The sequence below is a fragment of the Sphingobacterium hungaricum genome (assembly GCF_015210005.1).
Classification (GTDB): domain Bacteria; phylum Bacteroidota; class Bacteroidia; order Sphingobacteriales; family Sphingobacteriaceae; genus Sphingobacterium; species Sphingobacterium hungaricum.
In genome coordinates this window covers 459,761-485,172 of the sequence record NZ_MU158698.1, presented here as the reverse complement: position 1 = coordinate 485,172, position 25,412 = coordinate 459,761, and the positions used below count along the sequence as shown (strand labels likewise).

The 25,412-nt window shown below is 37.3% G+C and carries 24 protein-coding genes; 18 read left to right on the top strand and 6 right to left on the bottom strand.

All coding sequences use genetic code 11. The annotated features are described in order from the left end of the window. Positions 1-75 precede the first annotated feature (75 nt). Entirely contained in the window at positions 76-384 is a 309-nt protein-coding gene (locus C4F49_RS05220) for a hypothetical protein (protein WP_196934823.1), read from the top strand. 11 nt (positions 385-395) lie between these two features. Here C4F49_RS05220 and C4F49_RS05215 read toward each other — a convergent pair whose 3' ends face one another. From C4F49_RS05215 to C4F49_RS05200, 4 genes are all read right to left on the bottom strand, one after another. After that, a complete protein-coding gene (locus tag C4F49_RS05215; RefSeq protein WP_196934822.1) occupies positions 396-929 on the bottom strand; it encodes a lipocalin family protein in 534 nt (177 codons plus the stop codon). Positions 930-1,008: 79 nt separating this feature from the next. Beyond that, a complete protein-coding gene (locus C4F49_RS05210) occupies positions 1,009-1,725 on the bottom strand; it encodes a metallophosphoesterase family protein (RefSeq protein WP_196934821.1) in 717 nt (238 codons plus the stop codon). 17 nt (positions 1,726-1,742) lie between these two features. Then, the gene (locus C4F49_RS05205; RefSeq protein ID WP_196934820.1) at positions 1,743-1,952 is read right to left on the bottom strand and encodes a heavy-metal-associated domain-containing protein; all 210 of its coding nucleotides are present in this window, start codon (positions 1,950-1,952) and stop codon (positions 1,743-1,745) included. A 25-nt stretch (positions 1,953-1,977) separates the two neighbouring features. Then, positions 1,978-4,404, bottom strand: coding sequence for a heavy metal translocating P-type ATPase (locus tag C4F49_RS05200; RefSeq protein ID WP_196934819.1), 2,427 nt, complete (start codon positions 4,402-4,404; stop codon positions 1,978-1,980). A gap of 162 nt (positions 4,405-4,566) precedes the next feature. Here C4F49_RS05200 and C4F49_RS05195 point away from each other — a divergent pair, with 162 nt between their 5' ends. The 4 genes from C4F49_RS05195 (at position 4,567) to C4F49_RS05180 (ending at position 8,217) form a co-directional block, all read left to right on the top strand. Beyond that, positions 4,567-5,028 (top strand): DUF4268 domain-containing protein, encoded by a 462-nt coding sequence (locus tag C4F49_RS05195; RefSeq protein ID WP_196934818.1) that lies wholly within the window; start codon positions 4,567-4,569, stop codon positions 5,026-5,028. Between the two features lie 24 nt (positions 5,029-5,052). Then, on the top strand, positions 5,053-5,847 hold the full coding sequence (locus tag C4F49_RS05190) for a S1/P1 nuclease (RefSeq protein ID WP_196934817.1): 795 nt from the start codon (positions 5,053-5,055) through the stop codon (positions 5,845-5,847). Positions 5,848-6,439: 592 nt separating this feature from the next. After that, positions 6,440-7,498, top strand: coding sequence for a sensor histidine kinase (locus C4F49_RS05185; RefSeq protein ID WP_196934816.1), 1,059 nt, complete (start codon positions 6,440-6,442; stop codon positions 7,496-7,498). Then, positions 7,495-8,217 (top strand): LytR/AlgR family response regulator transcription factor, encoded by a 723-nt coding sequence (locus C4F49_RS05180; protein WP_196934815.1) that lies wholly within the window; start codon positions 7,495-7,497, stop codon positions 8,215-8,217. Before C4F49_RS05185 ends, C4F49_RS05180 begins: the two co-directional genes overlap by 4 nt. A gap of 3 nt (positions 8,218-8,220) precedes the next feature. Here the strand turns inward: C4F49_RS05180 and C4F49_RS05175 are convergent, their stop codons facing one another. Next, positions 8,221-8,772, bottom strand: a complete 552-nt coding sequence (locus C4F49_RS05175) for an NADPH-dependent FMN reductase (protein WP_196934814.1) — start codon at positions 8,770-8,772, stop codon at positions 8,221-8,223. A 154-nt stretch (positions 8,773-8,926) separates the two neighbouring features. Between C4F49_RS05175 and C4F49_RS05170 the strand changes: the two genes are divergently transcribed. The 13 genes from C4F49_RS05170 to C4F49_RS05110 all read left to right on the top strand — a co-directional run bounded on the left by C4F49_RS05170 (position 8,927) and on the right by C4F49_RS05110 (position 24,719). Then, positions 8,927-9,922: a LacI family DNA-binding transcriptional regulator gene (locus C4F49_RS05170; protein ID WP_196934813.1), complete on the top strand. Its 996-nt coding sequence runs from the start codon at positions 8,927-8,929 to the stop codon at positions 9,920-9,922. Between the two features lie 135 nt (positions 9,923-10,057). After that, a complete protein-coding gene (locus C4F49_RS05165) occupies positions 10,058-11,203 on the top strand; it encodes a glycoside hydrolase family 130 protein (protein ID WP_196934812.1) in 1,146 nt (381 codons plus the stop codon). A gap of 6 nt (positions 11,204-11,209) precedes the next feature. Beyond that, positions 11,210-12,055: an ROK family protein gene (locus tag C4F49_RS05160; protein WP_196934811.1), complete on the top strand. Its 846-nt coding sequence runs from the start codon at positions 11,210-11,212 to the stop codon at positions 12,053-12,055. Next, positions 12,052-13,338 carry a sugar porter family MFS transporter gene (locus tag C4F49_RS05155; protein ID WP_196934810.1) on the top strand — a complete coding sequence of 429 codons (1,287 nt, stop codon included), beginning with the start codon at positions 12,052-12,054 and terminating at the stop codon, positions 13,336-13,338. The genes C4F49_RS05160 and C4F49_RS05155 overlap by 4 nt, the downstream gene beginning before the upstream one ends. A gap of 60 nt (positions 13,339-13,398) precedes the next feature. After that, positions 13,399-13,710, top strand: a complete 312-nt coding sequence (gene rplU, locus C4F49_RS05150; RefSeq protein WP_196934809.1) for a 50S ribosomal protein L21 — start codon at positions 13,399-13,401, stop codon at positions 13,708-13,710. 44 nt (positions 13,711-13,754) lie between these two features. Further along, positions 13,755-14,018: a 50S ribosomal protein L27 gene (rpmA, locus tag C4F49_RS05145; RefSeq protein ID WP_196934808.1), complete on the top strand. Its 264-nt coding sequence runs from the start codon at positions 13,755-13,757 to the stop codon at positions 14,016-14,018. 293 nt (positions 14,019-14,311) lie between these two features. Then, on the top strand, positions 14,312-14,914 hold the full coding sequence (locus C4F49_RS05140; protein WP_196934807.1) for an RNA polymerase sigma factor: 603 nt from the start codon (positions 14,312-14,314) through the stop codon (positions 14,912-14,914). 61 nt (positions 14,915-14,975) lie between these two features. Continuing rightward, a complete protein-coding gene (locus tag C4F49_RS05135; protein ID WP_196934806.1) occupies positions 14,976-16,082 on the top strand; it encodes a FecR family protein in 1,107 nt (368 codons plus the stop codon). Between the two features lie 92 nt (positions 16,083-16,174). Further along, complete coding sequence (locus C4F49_RS05130; RefSeq protein WP_231388214.1) at positions 16,175-19,510, top strand: SusC/RagA family TonB-linked outer membrane protein; 3,336 nt, start codon at positions 16,175-16,177, stop codon at positions 19,508-19,510. 11 nt (positions 19,511-19,521) lie between these two features. Continuing rightward, positions 19,522-21,102 carry a RagB/SusD family nutrient uptake outer membrane protein gene (locus tag C4F49_RS05125; protein WP_196934804.1) on the top strand — a complete coding sequence of 527 codons (1,581 nt, stop codon included), beginning with the start codon at positions 19,522-19,524 and terminating at the stop codon, positions 21,100-21,102. Between the two features lie 17 nt (positions 21,103-21,119). Next, a complete protein-coding gene (locus C4F49_RS05120) occupies positions 21,120-22,136 on the top strand; it encodes a glycoside hydrolase family 18 (RefSeq protein WP_231388213.1) in 1,017 nt (338 codons plus the stop codon). A 3-nt stretch (positions 22,137-22,139) separates the two neighbouring features. Then, positions 22,140-23,276, top strand: a complete 1,137-nt coding sequence (locus C4F49_RS05115) for a DUF1735 and LamG domain-containing protein (RefSeq protein ID WP_196934802.1) — start codon at positions 22,140-22,142, stop codon at positions 23,274-23,276. A 27-nt stretch (positions 23,277-23,303) separates the two neighbouring features. Next, complete coding sequence (locus C4F49_RS05110; RefSeq protein ID WP_196934801.1) at positions 23,304-24,719, top strand: BT_3987 domain-containing protein; 1,416 nt, start codon at positions 23,304-23,306, stop codon at positions 24,717-24,719. A gap of 274 nt (positions 24,720-24,993) precedes the next feature. Here the strand turns inward: C4F49_RS05110 and C4F49_RS05105 are convergent, their stop codons facing one another. Further along, positions 24,994-25,383 carry a hypothetical protein gene (locus C4F49_RS05105; protein ID WP_196934800.1) on the bottom strand — a complete coding sequence of 130 codons (390 nt, stop codon included), beginning with the start codon at positions 25,381-25,383 and terminating at the stop codon, positions 24,994-24,996. Between the last annotated feature and the right edge of the window lie 29 nt (positions 25,384-25,412).

The window sequence follows — 25,412 nt, the reverse complement described above, 5'->3', positions numbered from 1 at the left end:
TTTTTAAGAGCCATCAAGAACGGTAAGTTTTTGATGGTTCTTTTTTGCGTATATAATTTTTGGTAGTTTTGAATAATGATTACAAATCAACATGAAGCGATGATACAGGGAGATTTTGAAAAATACATGCATCACCTTCGAGAACAAAAACATAATTTCGATTTCGAGGCCTTCGGGGCTTTCGCTACTTCTTTGCTTAATTTTTATGTAGGAAGTTCGAGTATTACCCTAAGCGAAAAGCCCGACGCTTCATTGTATCTTATTAAACTATACAACTTGGGGATAGGGAATATCATTGATCAGGAAGACATTCAGATTCTATCTAAGCTTATTACCGAAGATGTAACACTTGATTACTCTGTACTTAAACCGATCTTTCATTAGAATTCTTTCAATTAATCCTGTTGTGTCCAAACAAGATTTGTCAGGTCGTAACCTGAACTTCTAGCGTATTCCAAATATTTTTCTTTGATTTCCAAAGGAATGTTTTTGTTCCTAGATAGTATCCATAAATAATCGGTGTTCTCTCCAAAAACAAGCGCATAGCGATAATCATCGTCTAATTGAACCACATTGTATCCTGAATAAAAAGGACCAAAAAACGAAACTTTTAATGCCCCGCGATCTGATGCATCAAGAAATTTAGCTTTACCTATGCTCTGCTTGTCTTTGTTTTTGACATAGTCAAATCCACTATTCACGACTCTAATGCTTCCATCTGCATTCTTTGAATACTCTGCAGTCACATTTTTTAGATTCTTCTCCCAAAAAAAATCAAAACGTGCTAATTCATACCATTTTCCTAAATATTTTTCCTCCTCGAAATCTTCCACCACATCCACTGTCGAGCGAACGGGTTTTAATACATTATATGCTAATGTTCCTACCGCAACCGCGGATAGAAATAAGAGGGATTGTTTTTTGTCCATGTTATTGCCTTTTTAGTACTTAACAGCGAAATTCCTTAAAAGTTTCCCTTTTATTCAATGACAAAATTATTCAGAGAATTTAAGATGAAGGAGATTTCAATGATTCGGCGTAGAAATCCGGAACTGAACTTTCTAAAATGCCTTTAATCGTTTCTTCTATCGGATAGTCTATTTTAATGATGTTCGCTGACACATCGGTTTGATTCAGCTCAAGCATGGCATAACTTGCTTTGGCATCTGGCTCTTGGGTACGTCCGACGGAACCGAGATTAATAACGATGCCTTCTTCAAATTGACGTATGTAAGAAAGATGCGTGTGCCCAACTGCTAAAATCGAACTGCTAGATGCCGCTAAACAAGCTTTTAATTTTTGAACGTCATCTTCAAAAACATAATCAGCGATGCCAAATGGCGTAGCATGAGTTAAATGCACCATCTGACTTTCAAAATTCAGCTGAATATGTTTTGGAAGCGAGGCAAGAAACGCTTTGTTGGAATCGCTTACCGTGTTAAGGCTGTGAGAAATCGCTTGATGCCTTGCTTCGTTCTCTTTTGCTGACTTATCTTTTATAGTTGTGATGGGGAGATTATAGGCAATAAGTTCATCATGATTTCCCATCAAACAAGAGATTTTTCGTTCCCTAATCAAACTGACCACTTCATTTGACCAAGGCGCTAAATCAACTAAATCGCCAAGGCAGTAGAGTTGGTCAACGTTCCTTAGGTCAATATCATCCAAAACTGCCATTAAGGCTGGAAGATTTCCATGGATATCACTAATCAGTGCAATTCTCACAATCTATTTTTTTAAAATTACAGTTCTACGGCGCTATAGCCGATTTTTTTTAGTGTATGCACTAAGTCGTCTGAATCTATTGATTCTCCTTCCACAGTTAATATTTTATCTGGATTTTGAGTGTCGACAGACCATTTTGTAATCGTTTCATCTGCATTTAAGACAGGTGTTACTTTTGCGATGCAGGCATCGCAATTTATTGTTGTTTTGAATTGTTTTGTACTCATTGTGTAGTAAATTTAATGTAGTGGTTTATGATAATTTTTTAAGCTTCAGCCGCAGGCTGTTTGAAACAACACTGACAGAGCTTAAAGCCATCGCCGCGCCGGCCCACATCGGGTCTAATAAAAATCCGTTAATAGGATATAGGATTCCCGCTGCAATTGGAATGCCAATCAGATTGTAGATAAATGCCCAGAAAAGATTTTGCTTAATGGCCGTGTTTGTGTAAGCTGATAGACGAATCGCGTTCGGGATTTTCGAAAGGTCAGAAGAAATAATCGTCATCTTCGCCACATCCATTGCAATATCGCTTCCTTTGCCCATGGCAATGCTGACATCAGCTTGAGCCAAGGCATTCGAGTCATTGATTCCATCGCCAACCATCGCGACCACAAATCCTTTCGATTGCAATTCTTTTACATATTCCGCCTTTTCAGCGGGCAATACATTCGCTTTGTAGACATCAATTCCCAATTCCTTAGCGACTGCCTGAGCCGTTTGCTCATTATCGCCTGTTAACATATGGACTTGTATATGGTCTGTATGAAAAGCTTCAATAGCTCTTTTGGATGATTCTTTTATTTTGTCTGCTATCGCAATGCCGGCCAAAAGCTGTTTGGAATTGCTCAGTAAAACGACAGTTTGTGCTTTTTCCAATTGTGAATTTATCCAGTCACCCGCTTGTTCACTTAGCTGGATATTTCTTTTTTTAGTTAGTAGCTGGTTCCCAATGCTATAAGTTTCGCCTTCATAAACGCCTTCAATTCCTTCGCCACTTAAGTTTTCAATGCTTATGGATGATAAGAATGTAGCATCATCTTTTAAATAATTTGCTATCGCATCAGCCAATGGATGTTCGGATGATTTTTCTATGCTGTACAAAATATTGCGAAGCGAATCCTGTTCTTCAACAAACCATTTCATTTCCGTAACAGCAGGTTTTCCTTCCGTGATGGTTCCTGTTTTATCTAAAATAAGTACGTTTATTTTACGGGCCAATTGTAGGCTTTCAGCATCTTTTATCAAAATCCCTTGTTCAGCGCCTTTTCCGACGCCAACCATAATTGCTGTTGGCGTAGCCAATCCCAAAGCACAAGGACAAGCAATAACAAGTACGGTTACAAAAGCAATCAATCCTTGCGTAAATCCATTTTCGCCAGCTAAAGCCCACCAAAGTGCGAAACTTACAATAGCGATGGCTAAGACAACGGGAACAAAAATGCTAGCTATTTTGTCTACTAATTTTTGCACAGGAGCTTTGCTTCCTTGTGCATCTTCGACCATCTTTATGATTTGAGCCAAGACGGTATCGCTTCCTACTTTTTTTGCTCGAAACTGAAAGCTTCCTTTTTGATTGATTGTTCCTGCGAAGACATCGTCATCTACTCGCTTTGAAACAGCAATCGGCTCACCACTAATCATGCTTTCATCCACGTAAGAATTTCCCGAAATCACTTCGCCATCAACAGCAATGCGTGAACCTGGCTTAACCAAAATCACATCGCCTACACTGACCGATGAAATCGGTATTTCCTCTTGGGCGCCATCCTCGCGAACTACGACAACAGATTTCGGTTGCAAACCCATTAGCTTTTTTATAGCGGATGACGTATTCCCTTTGGCTTTTTCTTCCAGTAGTTTTCCGATTAATATGAAAGCAATGACAATTCCTGAAGCTTCAAAATAAACATGTGCATGAATTCCTTTGCTATGCAGGTAGGTAGGGAACAAGGTGACAATCACACTGAACATGTAGGCAGTTCCGGTACTTAAAGCGACCAAGGTATCCATATTGGCAGAACGATGTTTTGCTTGTTTGTATGCGCCAACGAAAAACTGACGGCCGTAATAAAATAGCATTGGCGTAGCCAAAAACCACATGATGTAATTGGCATAAGGCATATCCATAAAAAACATGCCGATAATAAATAAAGGAATGGCGAATAGCAAAGAACCAAACACACGTTTCTTAAGCGCTTGATATTGATTTTCTTTTATCTGTTGCACTGAATCTTTTGCGTCCTCAGATTCATCAATGATAAGGTCATAGCCTGCATTTTGAACAGCTTTCTTTAATTCTTCTGCCGAAGTAAGGCTTGGAATGTACTCTATTTTTGCCGATGTGTTTGCATAATTCACTTCCGCTTTAACCACGCCAACTTGATTGTTTAACGTCGCTTCGGTATTTCCTGCGCAAGAAGCGCAGGACATACTGGTGACAGCAAAGTTTTTGCTTACCGTCGGGACATCGTATCCTAAATCCCTAATTTCTTTTACGGCAGACTGCACTGCTTCTTCGGGATATTTATCTGCCGAAATCAAAGCACGGCTGTTATTTAATTCAACCGCATGCGATTTAATTCCTTTTATTTTTGACAAACCCTTATCAACGACCATCGCGCAATGTTCGCTATCGACATGGAGCAGGGGAATGGCTATGGACTGAGACTCTTTCATTTTTTTATTCTTTTAACAAAGTTACTGCCTTTGCCTAGGTTAATCTTTACACAATTTTGAGTGATGTTTATATAATTACTGTCGAAGGAGAGCTGTCTTTGATTTTTAGAAGCTTTCGATGCCGTTTTTTGCTTTACCATTTTTATTTTTTACTTTACAAAAGTGTACTCAAAAGAAGAAATAAAAAAGGGCAAGGAGAGGTTTTGGACAAGGTTTGGTCAGTACCTATCGGTTATTCCTTCCGCCGAAGGCGAAAAGATTAATTGGGTCAATTATAAAACGGGCATAAAACATTTGTTTTTCAGAATGGATGCAGACCAATATCAGGGGGTGATTATGATTGAAATGGCGAATCCTGATGCGGGAATTCGCGAACTCCAGTTTGAAACATTTAAAACTTACAAAAAGATTTTTGAAGAGACTGTAGGCGAGGATTGGGTTTGGGAAAAGGAATTTGTGGATGCCTATGGAAAAGCGACGACTCGAATCTATAAGGAATTGAAAGGCGTCAACCTGTATAATGAGCAGGATTGGCCCGAACTCATCAGTTTTTTCAAGCCACGCCTGCTTGCGTTGGATGATTTTTGGACGACTGCAAAATATGGTTTTTCTATCTTCAAATAGCTATAAATAATGTAATTTTGCCAAATGAAATGTATAAAATATGTTCTGGCTTTTGCACTGATTTATAGCATCAGTTTAGAAGCTTCGGCTTGGGGCTTAACCGGTCATCGCACAATTTCTCAAATTGCTGAAAATCACCTGACGAAAAAAGCGAGGAGAAACATTGATAAAATCATCGGTCATCAAAAAATCGCCTATTGGTCAAATTGGGCAGATTTTGTGAAATCAGACCCAAATCCAGCTCGCAAAGAGGAAAGTTCTTGGCATTTTATCAATACGCAAGGGAATCTAAGCTACGAGAATTTTGTGCAAGCGTTGCAAAGCTCACCTGAAAACAATTTGTACAAAGCTTATTTGCGCTTAAAGCAAGAAGCAAAGCAAGGAAACTTATCGTTAGAACAAAAGCAAGAACATTTGTATTACATCGTTCATCTATTGGCAGACGCACATCAGCCCATGCATGTTAGCCGTCAGGAAGATTTGGGCGGAAATCGCATCGATGTGACTTGGTTTGGTCGCAAATCGAATATCCACCGCGTTTGGGATAGTGATTTAATCGAAGGCGAACAATATTCATACAGCGAATATGCTGGAGTGCTGGACATTTACGATAAAAATCATTATGCTCAGTATACGTCAAGTACGTTTGAAGATTGGTTATTTGAATCGCATACTTTGGCGAATGAAATTTATGCAGACGTTGCGTTAGATACCAACTTGTCCTATGGCTATGGTTATAAATTCAAATATAAAATGGAAGCTTGTCTGTTAAAAGCAGGAATCCGATTAGCCAAAGAGCTAAACGAAATCTATGGCTAAATAGAAAGAGATACGAAAATTTAAAAGTCAGCAATTTTAAAATTGCTGACTTTTTTGTTTTTCTGGAGTGATGAATTATTGTTTAAATCTGCGGATGGTTCCGCGCAATTTTAATTCAAATTCAATATTCATCACTTGATAAAGATGTAGAGCCGTCACAGAAAAGGCTGGATGGAAAGCATTTTCTACTGTTTCGAGTGTTGCTAAAATTAGTTGAGCTAATCCTAGCTTATTGGGTGATTGGCATTCTTAATCATAATTCGAAAAGATATTCTAGCAACATGTTTTTAACAATATTTATATATCAAGAAATGATTTTTAATTATTGTTACAAAAAATATGAATATGTTAAAATATTTAAACATTCGAATATTAAATGAATAAGCGAAGGAAATAATATTTCCAATGGAAAAATAATTAATCAGATGTATAATAGATTTTAGACGATATAAAGTGCTTGGTAAACGACAAAAATTTTTGAAATTGCTTCATCGGTAAAAAATTAGGTTTCGTAGGTTGTTGTAACCATTCTATGGAATTTTATGGATATGCTTAAATTTATATATTCTTTTGCTAAAAAGACGGTTAGATTATGAACGCTGTGAATAAAAATGTCACGAACGGAATTTTGATGATTTTATCCTTTTGGTTAATATTCGTCTTTGGTTTGCTTTTTTATCCACCAATCTATTGGACCTTCGTATTGCCCGAGATTTTTTGGATTAAACAATGCATGATGACATTGCTTATGGCCATTATCTTCTTTTTGAATTATTTTTACTTCACGCCCAATGTACTCCTTAAGCGAAAATACCTGCTGTTTTCTTTAATAATCATTGCCCTGACAATAGCGCTATTGGGCGCGAGCTTTTTCTTTGAAAGCACATACAATATCCGGCGCCAGATTAACGTGCTGAATAATGTCCCGACTCGAAAACTACCTCAATTTTTCGATGGCTTGGTCACATTATCTAGCATACTCATGATCGGGGTGAGCACCAGCTTTTCAGTTTTTAAGAAATTGCAAAAGCAAACTCAGGAAAGCTCAGATCTTCAGAAACAGAATTTAAATGCAGAACTTTCCTTTTTAAAGGCACAGATCAATCCCCACTTTTTTTTCAATACATTGAATAGCATTTATTCTTTGTCTTACACTGATATTGAAAAGTCTAGAAGTGCGTTGCAAACATTGTCGCGCATGATGCGCTACATATTGTATGATTCCTCAGAAAACAAAACCAATCTCATGCAAGAAATTGCTTTTATCAATGATCATATTTCTTTGATGAGGCTACGCCTGAATGATAATGTAAAAATTATATTTATCAATAGTACCCTGCAGGTCGATCATAAAATTGCGCCGATGATCTTAATGCCTTTTATTGAAAATGCATTTAAGTATGGTGTGAGCGTCAACGAGAAGGCTGAAATAATTATCAGTCTGCAGGTGGAGAATAATAAGCTCAGTCTAAAAGTCATCAACACACGATTTGATCAATCAAATTCAAAACAGCCTGAGTCCTATGGGATAGGATTGAGCAATACGAAAAGAAGGCTTGAATTGATATATCCAGGGCAATATGAACTGCATATCGATGATAACGGATTTAACAAACATTTTAAGGTAGAACTAACATTGGAACTAGTATGATTTTGAATTGCATTGCGATTGACGACGAACCCTTGTCACTATCGTTGATTAAAAAATTTATTTTAGAAACGCCTTTTCTGAACTTCGTTGGAGAATACACGAATCCCTTAGAGGCTCTTCATCAGATTAAAAATGAAAAAGTTCATCTTATCTTTTTGGATATAGAAATGCCTCAATTAAACGGATTGGATTTCGCCAAAATGATTATGTCTAAAGATAATTCGCATGAATATCGGATTATTTTTACGACAGCGTATAATCAATTTGCTGTAGATGGGTATAAGGTCGATGCGTTGTATTATTTATTAAAGCCACTAAACTACCATGATTTCCTAAGCGCATCCTTAAAAGCGTGGTCATATTTTGACGAAATCAATAAGAAAATGTCCACACTGCAAAAGCCTGCAATTTCTTCAGATTATATATTCCTGCGAGTTGGCTATGCGCATGTTAAGGTTAATTTGAGCGAAATAATCTACATTGAATCCGACAAGGATTACGTGAAGGTCTTTTTGCAAAATGCGGAACCTGTTACTGCTCTAATGAATCTTAAAACCATAGAGCAAATTCTTCCTAAAAGTTTTATTCGCATCAATCGTTCATTTATCGTGTCAATTAATAAAATAAAGTCCATCAGCAAAACGCATATCGTTATCGGCAACACACCTTTAAATATAGGCGAACAATATAAGGAGGAAGTCTACAAGATTTTGAAGTAAAATCTATGTAGTTGTTTCAACCCATTTTGCAAAAGCATCCACAAATTTTTGGAAAAATTCAGAAGTTGATTCCGACGTCAGCTTTCCTGTGTCATCAAATAGCTTATTTACAGAAGCAATGTAGGCTTCTGGTTGCTGTAGCGTCAGGACATTCACAAAAACCAGACTTTGTCTCAAATGGTGATTGGCACCAAAACCACTAATGTTTCCTAAAGAAGAGCTGATTATCGCTCCTGGTTTGCCATCCCATGAGTTTTTTCCGTAAGGCCTAGAGCCCACATCAATTGCATTTTTAAGAACAGCTGGAACAGAACGGTTGTATTCAGGCGTGATAAAAATAAACCCATCCAACTCGTTGAGTTGCTTTCTGAATTCTATGTATGAAGCTGGAGGATTTCCATCATCGTCAAAATCTTGGTTATACATCTCTAGTTTTTCTAAGGAAATGATTTTAAATTCATATCCTTTAGGAGCAATGCCGGTCAGGTGATTCGCAATTTTCTTATTAAAAGATTCTCTTCGTAAACTCCCTACAAATAGTCCGATAGTTTTCATAGTATAAAATTTAATTCTTCTTTTAAAACAAATAAGTGAGCATAAGTTTTGGTTTTTTTTATTTTAATTAAAAATTGATTGAAATATTTTTTTAATATTACATCAAAATGGGAGAACAGATTTGCTTTCTACATGAACACTATCAATTAAGTAAATGAATTCGATAAACCAGATTGCTAAAGAATTAAAAGTATCCAAATCCACTGTTTCAAAGATTATCAATGGAAAAGCCAGAGAAGCTAGAATCAGCGAGGCTCTGGAAAAGCGAGTTCTCGATTATGTCGAAAAAGTAAATTTTAAACCGAATTCATTAGCTAGAAGCCTAGCAACTGGAAAATCTCTTACTATCGGTTTGATTGTTGAAGATATCGGAGATTCATTTTTTGGTCCGATGGCACTTTACATCGAAGACCAACTGAAATCACAGGGCTATCATGTGTTGTATAGCAGTACATTGGGTAATCCGATTGAAGCCAAAGTCATTATGCAGTCGATGATTGATAAAAAGATTGAGGGTTTGATTATTGCTCCAACGCTCGATTTAAGCAATCAAATCAAGGAACTTCAGGAATTAAAATTCCCATTAATCATTTTCGATAGAAATATCGATGATAATCAGGCCAACTTTATTGGGACAACCAATTATGGTTCGAGCAAATTATTGTGCGAACATCTGCTGAAAAATCAATATAAAAACACAGGATTTATCACCATCGATTCGGAACAGTCGCAAATGAAAGATAGGAGAGAGGCCTATGTGGATTTTGCAAGAGAAAATGGAATGCAGGAAAATATTCTTTCGATTCCGTATGAAACGCATAAAACCGACGCAATAAAAAGCATCGAAAAATGGTTGTTGGCCAATCCAACTGTCGATTCCTTATATTTTAGTACCAATTACCTGTGTATCTCAGGTTTGAAAGTGCTCAGAAAAAATAAGCTAAACATTCAAAATTATGGCATCGTTTGTTTTGATGACCATGAAAGCTTTGATATAATTTTTCCGAGCATCACCTGTATGGAACAGCCTCTGGAAGCGATGTCAAAAGAAATTGTTAAATATTTGCTGTTACAAATAAAAGGCAAAGATATCCTTTCTGACCAGATTGAAATTCCTGCTACGTTAATCGTGCGAGAAAGTTCGAAATAAATTTGTTGATTTTCGAATTAATTGATATTTTTATGCAGTTTGCTAAACCGGTTTTCTAAATTTTGACCAACTATAAATTATACTCAATATCGTTTTAGAAATGATTAGCTAAATTTTATTTTGACTTAGATTCAAATGAAGAGAACGTATTTATTATTTCTATTTATTGCATGGTTTGCGGGATGTAAAACGCCTAAGCAAAGCATTGCTATACAATCTGAAACCTGGACCTTAGGCGGTTTCGAAAGGCCAGCAGGCTTAAATCCGATTATTGAGCCCGATTCTACCACAGAATTTTTGGACCCGATGAGCGGAAAAATGGTTAAATGGGAAGAAAATGACACATTTAATCCAGGATCTGTCGTCAAAGACGGAAAAATTTATGTGCTGTACCGCGCTGAAGATAAATTTGGTATTGGCATCGGATTTAGGACTTCACGATTAGGACTAGCTGAAAGTAAAGATGGAATCCATTTTAAAAGAGCGAAGGAGCCGGTTTTATTTCCTGCCGATGATGCTCAAAAACAATATGAATGGCCTGGCGGAATAGAAGACCCGCGGGTTTCTGTGACGGAAGAAGGTACTTATGTTGTCTATTACACGCAGTGGAATCGAGATGTTCCAAGACTTGGCGTAGCGACATCAAAAGATTTAATTAATTGGACCAAACATGGCCCTATTTTTAAGAACGCCAATTACAAAGCCCTGGTCAATCAAGCGCATAAATCAGCTTCAATTGTTACCACTGTAAAAAATGACCGCTTAGTTATTGCCAAAGTGAATGGCAAATATTTCATGTATTGGGGAGAGCGTGGTGTTTGCGGAGCAACTTCCGATGACTTAATCAATTGGGAGCCTGTACTTAATGAGAAAGGTGAATTGGCAAAATTCATTGAGCCTCGAGCTGGATTTTTTGATAGTTCATTGACCGAATGCGGTCCGCCAGCAATTTTAACTGAACATGGTATTTTGCTTTTATACAATGGCCAAAACCATAAACAACGCGGAGATACCCGTTTTGCGTTAGGCACTTACTCTGCCGGACAAGTCCTGTTCGACAAGAATGACCCAACAAAAGTCTTGAAGAGATTAGATACACCTTTTCTGAGGCCAATCGAAGATTTTGAAAAATCAGGTCAATATAAAGATGGAACGGTCTTTATACAAGGACTTGTGTATTTTAAATCCAAATGGTTTTTATATTATGGATGTGCTGATTCTAAAGTTGGGGTAGCCATTTTTAATCCTGATAAACCTACAAAATTTGACCCTTTGCCTTAATGAAAAATGAATAAATATATTTTATGTGTTGATATTGGTGGGACACACATTTCATCCGCTGTTATCGAATATGATACGCTTGCTATTGTCGACGGTACTTATTTTACAAATCCAGTCGATAGCCATGCGGATAAGGATTCCATCTTGAACAATTGGAATCAGCTTCTGAATAAAAGCATCACATTTAGTCAGGTTCCAGTTGAATGGATAGTGGTTTCCATTCCAGGCCCCTTTGATTATGCCAATGGGATTTCCCAAATGGATGGGATGCATAAATACCAAGATTTACTGCATGTGGACCTAAAAACAAATTTTTCTGAAACCCATCAGATTAACTACGACAACATCTATTTTATCAATGATGCGCAAGCCTATTTATTAGGCGAAGTTCATCATTTTGGCTTTGCCAATGATAGGGTTGTCGGCATTACGTTAGGCACAGGCCTGGGTTCGGCGTTGTTTGAAGATGCGGAAGTTAAAGATTTGAATTTTGGCTCCGCCAATTATCGCGAAGGGATTTCGGAAGATTATATCTCTACCAGAGGAATGCTCTCTTATTTACAATCCATTTCGGAAAACGGCGCGGAAAATGTTAAAGAGTTAGTCGATAGCCAGGAACTGGAACAAGAACGTTTGGCGGTTTTTTCTTATCTAACTATTCATCTGATTTCATTTATCGAACAGTATATCCTTCCGATGTCGGTCGATTATTTGGTGATTGGCGGAAGCATTGCCAAAGCGCATTCTCTTTTTCTGCCTCAGCTAGAACAATCAATTTCGGTTCCCATAAAAATTTCATCTTTCGATGAACATAATCTTTTTAAAGGCTTAGCTAAAACTATTCAACTATGAACAACGTTTGGAAATATGCATTAATCGCTTCTTTGGGCGGTTTTTTATTCGGTTTTGAAACTGCTGTCATTTCAGGAGCTGAAAAAACCATTCAGCAACTCTGGCAATTAGACCCTTTCTGGCATGGCCTTACCGTATCCATATCGTTGGTTGGGACAATCTTTGGGGCTATTTTTGCCAGCAAGCCTGCACAAAAATACGGCAGAAAACCTGTTTTGAAATTTGTAGCAGTGCTCTATTTGCTTTCAGCAATTGGATGCGGACTTTCATTCAGCTGGGAAATGTTTTTGGTATTCCGGTTTTTAGGCGGACTGGCTGTCGGCGTAAGTTCAGTTGTTGGGCCAATTTTTATTTCTGAAATCGCACCTGCTAAAAATAGAGGCAAATTAACTGGGCTATTTCAAATCATGATTGTCTCAGGAATATTTATTGCCTATCTCACAAATTATTTATTCCAGAGTATAGGAGACGATGCGTGGCGATACATGCTGGGCATTATGGCGATTCCTTCCGTTATCTTTTTTATTCTGTTATTTTACATTCCCGAAAGTCCACGCTGGCTTTTATTGAATGGTAAGCGGGAAGAAGCGAAAAAAGTCTTTGGCTTGCTCCATGAAGAATTTATTGATTTGCCGGATGAAAATCCTGAACATAACCGAAACGTCAATTTATTTCAAAAGAAATACCTGAAGCCGATTATTTTCGCAGTTCTGTTAGCGATATTTAATCAGCTTACAGGAATAAATGCAATTTTATATTATGCTCCCCGGATTTTTGAGATGGCAGGATTTAGCAATGAAAATGCATTTTTACAGCCGATTTTCATCGGAGGAACTAATTTAATGTTCACTTTAATCGGGATGAGCATCATCGATAAAGTAGGGCGGAAGAAACTTTTGCTGTCTGGCGCAGTTGGCATGTTTATCTTTCTGTTGTTGACCGCATTTGGATTTAAATCGGGTAATTCTGAATACTTGTTGTATTACATCGTTGGATTTATTGCATCCTTTGCCTTATCGCAAGGCGCAGTAATCTGGGTGTTTATCAGTGAGATATTCCCGAACGAAGTGAGGGCTCAAGGCTCTTCTTTGGGGAGTACTACGCATTGGCTGATGGCCGCAATAGTTTCATGGGTGTTTCCGATTGTCGTGGAAACTGTTGTGGGAGGAAGCTTTTACATCTTCTTATTCTATGCGATTATGGTGGTGCTGTCCTTTATTTTTATTTTGGGATTGCCGGAAACAAAAGGAAAATCATTAGAAGAGATTCAAAAGGATTTGTAGAATAAATAATTTCTCTTATCTTTGCGGTTCAATAAATTAATTAACAAATAGTATTTAACAATGTACGCAATAGTAAGTATAGCCGGACAGCAATTCAAAGTTGCAAAAGACCAATTTCTTTTTGTACACCGTTTACAAGGAGAAGAAGGCGCTAGTATTGAATTTGACAACGTATTGTTAGCAGAAAATGGTGGTAAATTCACTGTAGGTGCACCAAGCATCTCAGGAGCTACAGTTTCAGCGACGATATTGTCTCATTTAAAAGGTGATAAAGTTATCGTTTTCAAAAAGAAACGCCGTAAAGGTTACAAAAAGAAAAACGGACACCGTCAACAATTTACAAAGATCCAAATTACTGGAATCAGTTTATAAATCGAATTTTTCATTGACGCAAGTCATAAAAATAAAATAAAGAGATGGCACATAAAAAAGGTGCGGGTAGTTCCAAGAACGGCCGTGAGTCACATAGCAAGAGATTAGGTATCAAAATTTTCGGTGGTCAAAGAGCTATCGCTGGAAATATCATCGTTCGTCAACGTGGTACTAAACATAATCCTGATGCTAACGTAGGTATTGGTAAAGATCATACATTATATGCTTTAATCGACGGAACAGTTGTTTTCCGTAAAAAAGCAAATGATAAATCGTACGTTTCTGTTGTTCCTGCGGAACAAAACTAAGAAGAAACGAATCTTATAAAAAAGCCACTGGAATTTATTTTCCAGTGGCTTTTTTGTTTCTGTAGTATTTTGTCTACAAAATCACTATTTCGCATTTTTTATTATTTTCATTTAATTCAAACAAATATTTTAAAAATTTTTTTTTATAGCTTGAGTTTTTTAAAATCTTGATAATATTCTTCTCGTTAGAATAATTTGCTTTTATCAACAATGAGTTTATAATAAATTAATTATTAAAATATCATTATCTTTGCCGTATTAAGACATTTATTTTTTTGTTTTGTATACAAAAAATGACCAATTCTATTGACAATTCTAATTTTTCAGATTCGAGATTAGTGCAATTAATTTCTCAAGGCGATTATTTGGCTTTTAAGGAAATCTACGAGCGCTATATCAATAAGTTATATGCTTACGCCAATAATTTAAATTTGGATGAGGCGGATATTGATGATGTCTTGCAGGAGGTTTTCGCTTCATTGTGGCTGAGAAGAGAATCGGTCTCGATTGATAATTTAAGTGCTTGGCTTTTTATGTCTGTGCGTAAACAAATGCTTTTCAGAATTCGCAAAAAGAAATACAGAGACCAATACCTCGATAATATCATTGATTTTATTTCGCCTTTCTATGATCCTATTACTGAAGTAATTCAGGAGAAGCAATTGCGGGAGTTTCTTGATAATGAAATTGCTAAACTTCCTGCGCGCATGCAAGAGATTTTTAGGATGAGTCGGGAAGAATTCCTTACCCATAAAGAAATTGCTTTGCAATTGGGGATTTCTGAAAAAACTGTTAGAAAGCAGATCAGCAACGTGCTGAAAATTTTTCGCTCAAAACTTAGTTACAAGGGCGTAGAGCTTATTATCTTGATAGGATACCTCATCGATAAAAAATAATTTAATTTTCTTGTACTCCATAAGGGCTGCTTGCGCAACATCTAATTGTAAAGCACCAATTATGACCAGAGATAAAGTAAATCTTTTATTAAAGAAATATGCCAACGGCACTTGTACGCCAGAAGAAAGCCAATTGCTTGAAATTTGGCTGACAACGATTTCAAAAGAAGAAAAGAAAATCTTATTCGATGAACACCGAATTGCTTTATGGAACTCAATTGAACAGCGCATCGTTAAGGAGGATCGAAAAATTGCTAAAATCCAAACGTTAAAAAAATGGATTCCTGCTGTTGCGGCGTTGTTTTTAATCAGTTTCGGAATTTTATTTTGGAGAGCGCAAAATCAGCACACTAGCTTTTCTGCTATTAAGCAAAGCGATGAAATCGTTCCTGGTTCAAACAAAGCTTTATTGACTTTAAGCGATGGGCGTAAGATTGAACTGAATGATAACGCCTCACAAGTACTGAACGATGAGGGAATTATTATTACTAAAACGGCGAATGGTCAATTAAAGTACGAAATCAAAGCCAACAAATCACTAAAAGGTGGTTTCAATACAATTTCTACTCCACGGGGCGGACAATACGAAATTCTATTGCCCGATGGATCAATGGTTTCTCTAAATGCTTTATCATCGCTTACTTTTCCGGTCGATATTAATGAACAAAAAAGTAGATCTGTGCGATTGACTGGCGAAGGCTTCTTTGATGTAGCGAAGGATAAAAGCCGACCATTTATTGTCAAATCCGATAATCAGGAAATACGTGTGTTAGGAACCAAGTTTAATGTTAACTCTTATCATTCGAATGCCATACAGACGACTTTAATAGAAGGGTCGGTTTTAATCAATAATGATAAAAAGTTAATTCCAGGTCAGCAATCAACCGTCAGCGGAAATTCCATTGCTGTAAAAGAGGTAGACGTTGAAGATTTCATCGATTGGAAAAACAATTCTTTTGTTTTTAGGGATGAATCGCTGGAATCTATTCTTGAACGTGTGTCTAGGTGGTACGATGTCGACATTTTGTATGTGAATAATTCTGCTAAGCAGGTACAGTTTAACGGAGAAATTTCCAGGTATGCGAATGTTGGCGAAGTTCTAAGTTTATTAGAAAAAACGAGTAACATCAAATTTGCTATCATCAATAGAATCATACAAGTACGATAATTCTAGCCGCTTGAAAACGGCAACTATTATAAACAACTAAATTATATAATTTTTAAATCTAAGGTAGTATTATGCAGTTTAAATCATTTAAAATGATCAGATTAATCGGCTTGTTCATGCTGGTTTTTCAGATTTCGTTAGCTGCTGAGGGTCAAGGCATTGTGTCTCTGAGAAAACAGAAAATCAAAGCTTCAGATCTCATCAGGGAAATCAAAAAACAAACGGGGTATAGCGTCTTATACTCTAGTCAGACGTTGGATGATAATAAATACATTCAAGTCGACTTCCAAAATTCAAGTTTAGAAAATGTAATTAAAACTTTGGTGCAAGGCCAAAACGTCAATTACGAGATTAAAGATCGTACTATTTTGATCAGCCCGGGATCCAATAATGTACGAAATGCAGATGTAATTAAGCCAGAGGCCAATGTCAGGCAATCATCTATTCGAGGTGTTGTTAGGGATGAAAATGGACAAGCGCTTCAAGGAGCGTCTGTAAGTGTTCAAGGAGCCAATAATGCAACTTCGACAGATGCATCTGGTGAATTTACTTTACCGAATGTAAAAGTCGGTGATGTACTAGTTGTACGCTATGTAGGTTATCAAGCGAAGAATGTATCTTTAACTTCTTTGGGAAGTCAATTAACTGTTCAATTAGCAATCGATAATAACACCATTGACGATGTAGTCGTGACCGCCTTGGGTATCAGAAGATCTGAAAGGGCATTAAGTTACAATGTACAACAAGTGGACGGCGAGGAAATGACAAAAGTTCAAGATGCTAACTTTATCAATGCATTGTCTGGACGAGTAGCTGGTGTAAATATCAACGCGAGTTCTGGTGGTGTAGGAGGAGCAAGCAAGGTTGTTTTAAGAGGAACTAAATCGATTTCGAAAAGCAGTAATGTACTTTATGTTATTGATGGGATTCCGATGTTCAACAGAAAAGGGGCCGAGGGACAAGAATTTGCTTCGACTGGGTCTTCGGAAGGTATTGCTGATTTCAATCCAGAAGATATTGAGTCTATGTCAGTTTTGACGGGTGCTGCTGCAGCCGCATTATATGGTTCGGAGGCATCTAATGGTGCAATCGTCATCACAACGAAAAAAGGTGTGATTGGCAAAACAACATTGACACTTTCACAGAATACTCAATTTCTTTCCGCTTTCCAGCTTCCTAAATTTCAAAATAGATACGGGACCGGAAGTTCATTAGCTTCTGGCGTGAATGATAAAAGCTGGGGTTTATTATTGAATGAAGCCAACACCATGGGCTACAATCCAGCTGACGATTACTTTAAAACAGGCGTAATCTCAACGGAAGCTTTGACATTTTCTACAGGAAATGAACGAAATCAGACTTATGCATCTGCTGGTGCGGTAAATTCTACCGGAATCGTTCCAAATAACAAATATGATCGCTATAATTTTACGTTAAGAAATACGTCCAAATTTTTAGATGATAAACTTTCCTTAGATGTGGGTTTCAGTTACATCCTTCAAAATGATCAGAACATGATCAATCAAGGGGTGTATGGAAACCCAATCGTAACCGCATATCTGTTTCCAAGAGGCGATGATTGGAATGATATTAAAATGTATGAGCGCTACGATGTGACGCGAAAAATAGATACACAATATTGGCCTCAGGGAATTAATGAATTCGTAGGACAAAATCCATATTGGATTAACTATAGAAATCTTCGCAACAACAAAAAGGATCGTTATATGTTCAATGCGAATTTAAACTATCAATTGAATGATTGGTTGAGTTTTACTGCAAGAGGTCGTATGGATAATTCGAATAATGTTTTTACAGAGAAACTTTATGCGACTACCAATACAACGATCACGGATGGATCTATTAATGGATTTTATGGAATCACGAATGATAATATGAAGCAATATTATGGAGATTTTATTGCAAATGTTAACAAGCAGTTTAACGATTTCTCATTGCAAGCGAATGTAGGTGCGATCATTAATAGAACAGATGGTACATTCTTGCCGATTCGAGGCCCCATTTTACCAAATGCAATTCCAAATAAGTTTGGTATTAATCAAATCGATTTCAGCAAAAAATCGCCCAGCTATGAAGATAAAATCAGAGAGCAACAGTCGATATTTGCAACAGCTGAATTGGGTTACAAAAACACTTATTATTTAACGCTGACTGGACGAAATGATTGGGATTCGGCATTATACGGGCCGTATTCTGAACAAGGATCTTTCTTCTATCCATCAGTAGGTCTTTCCGTTGTGCTATCCGAAGCACTTAATCTGCCAACAAGTATTGAGTACTTAAAAGTGAGATCATCATTTGCATCAGTAGCAACGCCTTATGATCCCTATTTGGCTACATTGACTTATCCGTGGGATTATACACTGCAGCAATACATGGATCAGACATTATATCCTATCGGACAGCTATTTCCTGAACGTACAGATTCTTGGGAAGTTGGTTTGAACACTCGTTTCTTGCAAGGTTTTAATTTAGATCTAAGCTTCTATCATGCAATGACAATGAACCAAACATTCGATCCTCAGATTTCTGCTTCAGCAGGATATTCTGGTTTCCGTGTTCAAACTGGTAAAGTGTTAAATAAAGGAGTAGAATTAGCTTTAGGTTATACTAAAACCTGGAATGATTTTAATTGGTCGTCTAATTATACATTCAGTGCAAATAAAAATGAAATCAAAGAGTTGGTCAGTGATTGGACGATCCCTGAAACAGGAGAAGTTATTGATATTAACCGTTTAGATGTTGGTGGGTTAGGAAGAGCTAAATTCATACTAAAACCAGGAGGCTCTTTAGGTGATATTTATTCATTGTCTGATTTACAAAGAGATAGCAATGGTGATGTATACATTGATCAAAATGGTGGAATATCTGTAAATAATAATGTAGGTGATATCTTTTTAGGAAGTGTATTTCCTAAATCAAACATGGCTTGGAGAAATGATTTCGGATACAAAAATTTCAATTTAGGATTTATGTTCGCGGCTCGATTTGGCGGAGTAGTTTATTCAGCGACTCAGGCTGCAATGGATGCTTACGGTGTATCGGAAGCTTCAGCGATTGCGAGAGATAATGGAGGTGTTACTGTAAATGGAAGCAATGTAATTAACCCAGAAATCTACTATGCTACAGTTGGTGGAACAAGTGGTATTCCTCAATTTTACACGTATAGCGCAACGAATGTAAGGCTACAGGAAGCAAGCATCGGATATACATTTCCAAAATCAATGTTAGGAAATGTTGGTGATCTTAGCATTTCTTTGATAGGAAGAAACTTATGGATGATCTATAACAAAGCTCCATTTGATCCTGAGGCTACAGCGACAACAGGTAACTATTATCAAGGAATTAATAATTTCATGACTCCTAATACAAGAAATCTAGGATTTAATGTAAGACTTAAGTTTTAAAAGAAATTAGTATGAAAATGAATAAGAAAATCATCTTTTTGGGATTGTGTGCATCAGTTTTTGCATCTAGCTGTACCAAGAATTTTGAAAAATATAACACGAATCCAGAAGGCGCAAGGCAAGAAGAAGTTGAACGCGATGCCTATATTTTATCATCTGCATTGACGGGTTTACAATCGTGGGTCGTTCCGTTGGATGTGAATACCAACCAGTTTACGGAATGTTTGTTAGGTGGCTCATACGGCGGTTATCTATCAGATTCTAACAATGGATTTAATGGTAAGAACTTCGCGACTTATAATCCTGAAAATGGATGGGCGAGAGTTGCTTTTAATGATATTATTCCGAATATATTTATTCGAAATAATAAGGTAAAAGTGGTGACAGACGATGTCGTGCCACATGCCGTCGCTGATATCATAAAAGTTCTTGCGATATCAAGGGTGACCAATATTTATGGGCCGATCCCTTATTCAAAAGTGGGAGTAGACGGCGCTCTAAATGCACCTTATGATTCTCAGGAAGCTGTTTATAACTTGATGTTCGATCAGCTTGATGAAGCTATTGAAACGTTGACGGCAAGAAGAAACGAGAATTTCTCGTCAAAGGCAGATTTAGTTTATGGGGGTAATGTGATTCAATGGATCAAATTAGCCAATTCAATAAAACTGCGTTTAGCGATTTACGTTTCAAAAGCGAATCCATCATTAGCAAGAACGAAAGCAGAAGAAGCAGTAAGCCATGAAATTGGTGTAATCACGGCAAATGTGGACAATGCTCTTGTTCAGCCAACGTTGAAAAATCCTTTTAGGGTTGTGATGTTTGAGTACAATGGAGGAGATTCGCGGGTATCAGCAGATATAACTTCCTACATGAATGGGTTTAAAGATCCTAGAGCTGCCAAATACTTTAATCCCACAACCTTCACAACAGGAACAAATGCGATAAATGGATTGCGTTCTGGAATTAACATTCCAAGCGGAGATGATGTGAAAAATTATTCAAACTACAACATCGCTGAAAACGGCAAAGTATTGTGGATTAATGCTGCAGAAGTTGCTTTTATCCGTGCAGAGGGTGCTTTAAAGGGATGGGAGATGGGAATTCCTCAAGTTTCTGCAGGCACCGCTGCTGAAGGATTCTATAATACGGGTATCACACTGTCATTCGAACAATGGGGGGCAGGAAACGCATCAGCCTACATAGCGGATAACGTAAGTCTTCCTGCACGTTACATAGATCCAAAAGCACAGTTTTCGTACACCGGAGCTACAAGCACAACGACCATTAAATGGAATGCTTCAGCTTCAGCGACGGAAGTAAATTTAGAACGCATCATCACTCAAAAGTGGATCGCAACATTCCCTCTAGGTGTTGAAGCTTGGACGGAATTCCGGAGAACAGGGTATCCGAAGCTAATGCCTGTAATGGTGAATAATAGCGGTGGACGTGTGAGCACGGAAAGAATGGCCAGACGATTGGCATATCCTCAAGAGGAATATAGCGAAAACAATGCAAATGTTAATCAAGCAGTGTCAACTCTTTTGCAAGGTGCAGATAATATGGGTACTGACATCTGGATCGCTAAATAAATTATAACATGAAGACAATGAAAAAATACACAAATTTCACATCCATTTTTTTAGCAAGTCTATTTGTATTGACAACAACAGCTTCTTGCGAAAAGTGGACTGAAAATGAAGCGCTCAAAATTGAGCAACCTTCAATCGAAGAACAGAATCCGGAATTGTATGCCAAGTATTTGGAAGATTTGCGTGCTTATAAGAATTCTGATCATAAAATTGTTATTGGTTTTTTTGATAATACATCAAAAACTCCTTCAAATCAAAGTCAGAGCATTGCAAATGTCCCTGATAGTTTGGATATCTTAGTGCTCAACTCTGTAGATTTAAATGATCGGGAACTTGAAGAAGCCAAATCGATAAGAGATAACAAAGGAACTAAAACAGTTTTTGAAATTGATTTTGACAAAATCAAAAACGATTACGACTTAAGAGCAGCTTCAGGAGCAGTGCCGGATTTTAAAGCCTATATCGCCGACACAATTTCTTATGCGTTGAGTCTGTCAACTAAGTATGCTTACGACGGCGTGCTGGTTTCGTATTTAGGAAAGAATACAACATTTTTGACTGAGGAAGAAAAACAGTCGGCTATTGATAACGAAACAATTGTAATGAATTTGGTTAAGCAATGGGGTGCAGCAAATACATCTAAGGTACTGATGCTAAAAGGCTATCCGCAATACATCATTGACAAGACTGTTCTGAAGGACTTCAGCTACATAATTCTTAATACGTCTGGAGCGTTGAGCAAAAGTGTTCTGACATTTGAGCTGTTATCGGCTTTGGTGGCGGACGTTCCTTCCGATCGCTTTATTGCGGTAGCAAATTCTACATCCATTAGAGCAGACGAGCCAACTATCGGATATTTCTCGGATGGCACAAGGTCAACCCAAAGTACAGCTGAGTGGGTTCTTGCTGCAAATAATGGTGCAACAATAAAAGGATTGGCGATAACTAATATTCAATACGATTATTTTAATATTCTTAAAGTTTATAAGGCAACTCGCGAAACTATTGATCTTTTAAATCCTTCAATTAAGTAAATTATGAAAAATATATTTTCAAAATATTTGAGCTTTGCGGTATGTGTTTTACTACTCGCTAGCTGTAAAAACGAGGAAGTCTTTGACAATAACGTGTTTATTTCGACTCCTAAAGTCGAGACAATTTTAATTAAACCTTCGGTGCTTTCCGATTCGCGGATTTTGCAAATCAGCATCGCAAGGGCAGAATCTAACGATATCGCTGTTGATTTTGCGGTCGATCAATCATTAGTGAGCAAGTTTAACCTTGCTTATGGCGAAACAGCAATCTTATTGCCCTCAAATCATTACAAAATGTCAAGTATGAATTCTGTCATTCCGACAGGAAGCGTGTTATCCAACCCTATTGATGTAAATTTTTTAGCAATCAATACTCTAGACAGAGACATTACTTATGTTTTGCCAGTGCGCGTTTCAAATTCAAATTTAAATGTCTTACAAAGTGGAAGCATTACTTATTATCTGATTAAAGCTGGAGCTCTAATCAATGTGGTTGCTGATATTGAAAACAATTATTTAAATGCTGCAACATTAGCTAATGCTTCTGCATTGAATAATCTTTCTGAAGTAACATTAGAGGCTTTAGTGTACCCAAGAAATTTCGATAGGATGATTAGTACTGTAATGGGTATAGAGGGTAAGTTCCTAATTCGCTTGGGTGATGCAGGTTACGATGCAGATAAGATCCAAATTGCTACATCGACAGGTAACCTCTCGACTACAGCTGTTTTGACCCCGAATAAATGGACCCATATCGCTGTTACTTACAACAGAGTCGAGGGTACAATTAAAGTCTATTTGGATGGCAAGCTTAATACATCAGGCAGAAATACAACATTAGGATTAGTAAACTTAGGAATGAGTGGATCTAGTGGTTTTTACATAGGTCGCTCGTGGGAGGATGTTCGCTTCTTTGCCGGTGATGTTTCTGAATGCAGGATATGGAATGTGGAACGAAGCGAGGAGCAAATTGCTTCAAACTTCTATGACATTGATCCAACGACAGAAGGCCTTGTAGCTTATTGGAAATGTAATGAAGGTGGTGGTAGTATTGTCAACGATCATACTACGAATGGCAATCATCTAACAGCGAAATCATTGTTGAAATGGAATGCTGTTAGTTTGCCTGAAAGCAATTAATAGTTTAATCTTTTTATTGAAATAATTATGAAATTAAAATCAATTCAACATAAGTTAGCATTCTATGGACTGCAGCTGCTGCTGGTTCTTACTCTATTTAGCGCTTGCAAAGAGGATGTGATTAGATTGAATCCGCTAAACGAATCGGATTATCAAGTTGACGGCGCACCCTCAGTTTCCTTATTAGGAGAAGATGGGAAGACCCAAACATCCATTTTAGAATTCAGAACATTAGGCTCTTACGATGTGTCAGTGCAGCTAAATAAACCTGCGAATCAAAATATTGCGGGTTCCATTACGTATGATGAAAATGTTTTGAAAGAGTATAATGAGAAACATGGAACTAGTTATCAAGCTTACCCTAAAGATTTGGTTACTTTTTCAGGAGAAGGTAAAGTGGAGATTAAGCAAAATGAAAAGATGTCTTCAGCAGTTGCTATTGAAGTTAAGCCAAATCCAGCCTCTAGCGGAAGCGAAACATATGTCATTCCATTAAACTCAACAGTTCCGTCCGAAAATTCTACTTTCGATACATTTATGCTATTTGTCAAAGATATGACCAAAATACCTTCGACAGATAAGCCAAATGGCCTCAAGGTTATTAGTTGTATGGAAGTAAACGATACAAATCCATTAAATAATTTGGCGTTTACATTAAAGAATAGCGGGAAATTATTGGTAGATGAAGTTATTCTTTTTTCTTCAAATATTAATTATAATGAAACAACAGGTAAGGTGGTGTTGACCCACAACCCGAACGTTACTCATTTGCTTCAAAATAAAGATAAATACCTCAAGCCCTTAAAAGATAGAGGTATGAAAGTTATTTTGAGCGTTTTAGGGAATCATGATAGGTCGGGTGTTGCTAATCTATCTGAGCAAGCGGCAAAGGAATTTGCTCAGGAGTTGAAAGCGACTTGTTTGGCATACGATTTAGATGGCGTGTTTTTCGATGATGAATATTCGGCGTATCAATATCCTGTTCCGCCAGGATTTGTATCGCCTTCAAATCAAGCTGCCGCAAGGTTAGTCTACGAGACAAAACAGGCAATGCCAGATAAGAAGACAATGGTCTATGTCTATGGTCGGACAAATTATTTCGGAGGTTCTAGTGCACTTCCTGGAATTCCTGCAGGTCAATACGTAGACTATGCATTGCATGATTATTTACAGAGTTACTCGTTAACGAATAACTACCCAGAACTTGAAAGATCGGGTTGGTTTTTATCTTCGGGTGAATACGCGCGAAATTACTACCCATCCCCAACAGCTTTACGTAACATTAAAACCGGAGGTTATGGTGGAACTATGATATTTTCACTGGATCCGAATAGGTCCAATTATTCGTTTTTCCAATTATCTGCCTTGCGAAATATCGCTGTTTACATGTACGACGATGAGCTTGTAGTGGATAACTCAAAAATATACAAGAAAGACTGGTAAAGATTTAAAGTTGATTTAGTTTAGTTAAAAGTGGGTACCTCCCCGGTACCTGCTTTTTTTGTTTGAACCGTATCTGACTGATAACCTAGTTAGGGTACAATGTCAATCTGATGTAGTATTCGGCTGTTCCAAAGGAGCTTCCTAAACTCAGGATAATAGTGAGTTGCTATTTCGCAAGAGAATTACGTGAAGCGATTGTAAAAACTCGTTGGTTTTATGTTCAATATGATCCTTTTCAAAGTGTTCCTTTCGGAGCCTTCCAAAACTTCTTGCATTACATGGGGATTGCATGCAGCACCTCCCGTCGGATATAGTCATCCCTTAAGAAGTCGATATGGAGATATAATGAGCTATCTTTTAATTCATATTTGAACGATGATGAACCTTCTGGAAGATTTAGGTATAACGAGTCATTATCGGTCGTAAACGTACCATCACCTTCAACAGATTTAAATTTTCCATCATTAAAGAATTCGATGAAAACAGTATCACTTTTCACAGAGTCAATCCGGTCTTTGAATCCTCCATGAGAAGAACCGTCTAGGTTAAGGTAAATCGTGTTGTCAGCGATAATTTTCCAGCGCTTATGAAGTTTGGAGTATTGTGTATTTGTTGCTATTAAAGTTAAAAAACCAAAGGATATCAATTTTACGAAAAGTGCCATATTCTATTTTTGAAAGTGTTTATCAAAAA

Bases quoted from the DNA above. Each gene is read 5' to 3' on its own strand.
- C4F49_RS05220 (WP_196934823.1), top strand. From the start codon at position 76: ATGATTACAAATCAACATGAAGCGATGATACAGGGAGATTTTGAAAAA.
- C4F49_RS05215 (WP_196934822.1), bottom strand. From the start codon at position 929: ATGGACAAAAAACAATCCCTCTTATTTCTATCCGCGGTTGCGGTAGGA.
- C4F49_RS05205 (WP_196934820.1), bottom strand. From the start codon at position 1,952: ATGAGTACAAAACAATTCAAAACAACAATAAATTGCGATGCCTGCATC.
- C4F49_RS05200 (WP_196934819.1), bottom strand. From the start codon at position 4,404: ATGAAAGAGTCTCAGTCCATAGCCATTCCCCTGCTCCATGTCGATAGC.
- C4F49_RS05190 (WP_196934817.1), top strand. From the start codon at position 5,053: ATGAAATGTATAAAATATGTTCTGGCTTTTGCACTGATTTATAGCATC.
- C4F49_RS05185 (WP_196934816.1), top strand. From the start codon at position 6,440: ATGAACGCTGTGAATAAAAATGTCACGAACGGAATTTTGATGATTTTA.
- C4F49_RS05180 (WP_196934815.1), top strand. From the start codon at position 7,495: ATGATTTTGAATTGCATTGCGATTGACGACGAACCCTTGTCACTATCG.
- C4F49_RS05175 (WP_196934814.1), bottom strand. From the start codon at position 8,772: ATGAAAACTATCGGACTATTTGTAGGGAGTTTACGAAGAGAATCTTTT.
- C4F49_RS05170 (WP_196934813.1), top strand. From the start codon at position 8,927: ATGAATTCGATAAACCAGATTGCTAAAGAATTAAAAGTATCCAAATCC.
- C4F49_RS05165 (WP_196934812.1), top strand. From the start codon at position 10,058: ATGAAGAGAACGTATTTATTATTTCTATTTATTGCATGGTTTGCGGGA.
- C4F49_RS05160 (WP_196934811.1), top strand. From the start codon at position 11,210: ATGAATAAATATATTTTATGTGTTGATATTGGTGGGACACACATTTCA.
- C4F49_RS05155 (WP_196934810.1), top strand. From the start codon at position 12,052: ATGAACAACGTTTGGAAATATGCATTAATCGCTTCTTTGGGCGGTTTT.
- rplU (WP_196934809.1), top strand. From the start codon at position 13,399: ATGTACGCAATAGTAAGTATAGCCGGACAGCAATTCAAAGTTGCAAAA.
- rpmA (WP_196934808.1), top strand. From the start codon at position 13,755: ATGGCACATAAAAAAGGTGCGGGTAGTTCCAAGAACGGCCGTGAGTCA.
- C4F49_RS05140 (WP_196934807.1), top strand. From the start codon at position 14,312: ATGACCAATTCTATTGACAATTCTAATTTTTCAGATTCGAGATTAGTG.
- C4F49_RS05135 (WP_196934806.1), top strand. From the start codon at position 14,976: ATGACCAGAGATAAAGTAAATCTTTTATTAAAGAAATATGCCAACGGC.
- C4F49_RS05130 (WP_231388214.1), top strand. From the start codon at position 16,175: ATGATCAGATTAATCGGCTTGTTCATGCTGGTTTTTCAGATTTCGTTA.
- C4F49_RS05125 (WP_196934804.1), top strand. From the start codon at position 19,522: ATGAAAATGAATAAGAAAATCATCTTTTTGGGATTGTGTGCATCAGTT.
- C4F49_RS05120 (WP_231388213.1), top strand. From the start codon at position 21,120: ATGAAAAAATACACAAATTTCACATCCATTTTTTTAGCAAGTCTATTT.
- C4F49_RS05115 (WP_196934802.1), top strand. From the start codon at position 22,140: ATGAAAAATATATTTTCAAAATATTTGAGCTTTGCGGTATGTGTTTTA.
- C4F49_RS05110 (WP_196934801.1), top strand. From the start codon at position 23,304: ATGAAATTAAAATCAATTCAACATAAGTTAGCATTCTATGGACTGCAG.
- C4F49_RS05105 (WP_196934800.1), bottom strand. From the start codon at position 25,383: ATGGCACTTTTCGTAAAATTGATATCCTTTGGTTTTTTAACTTTAATA.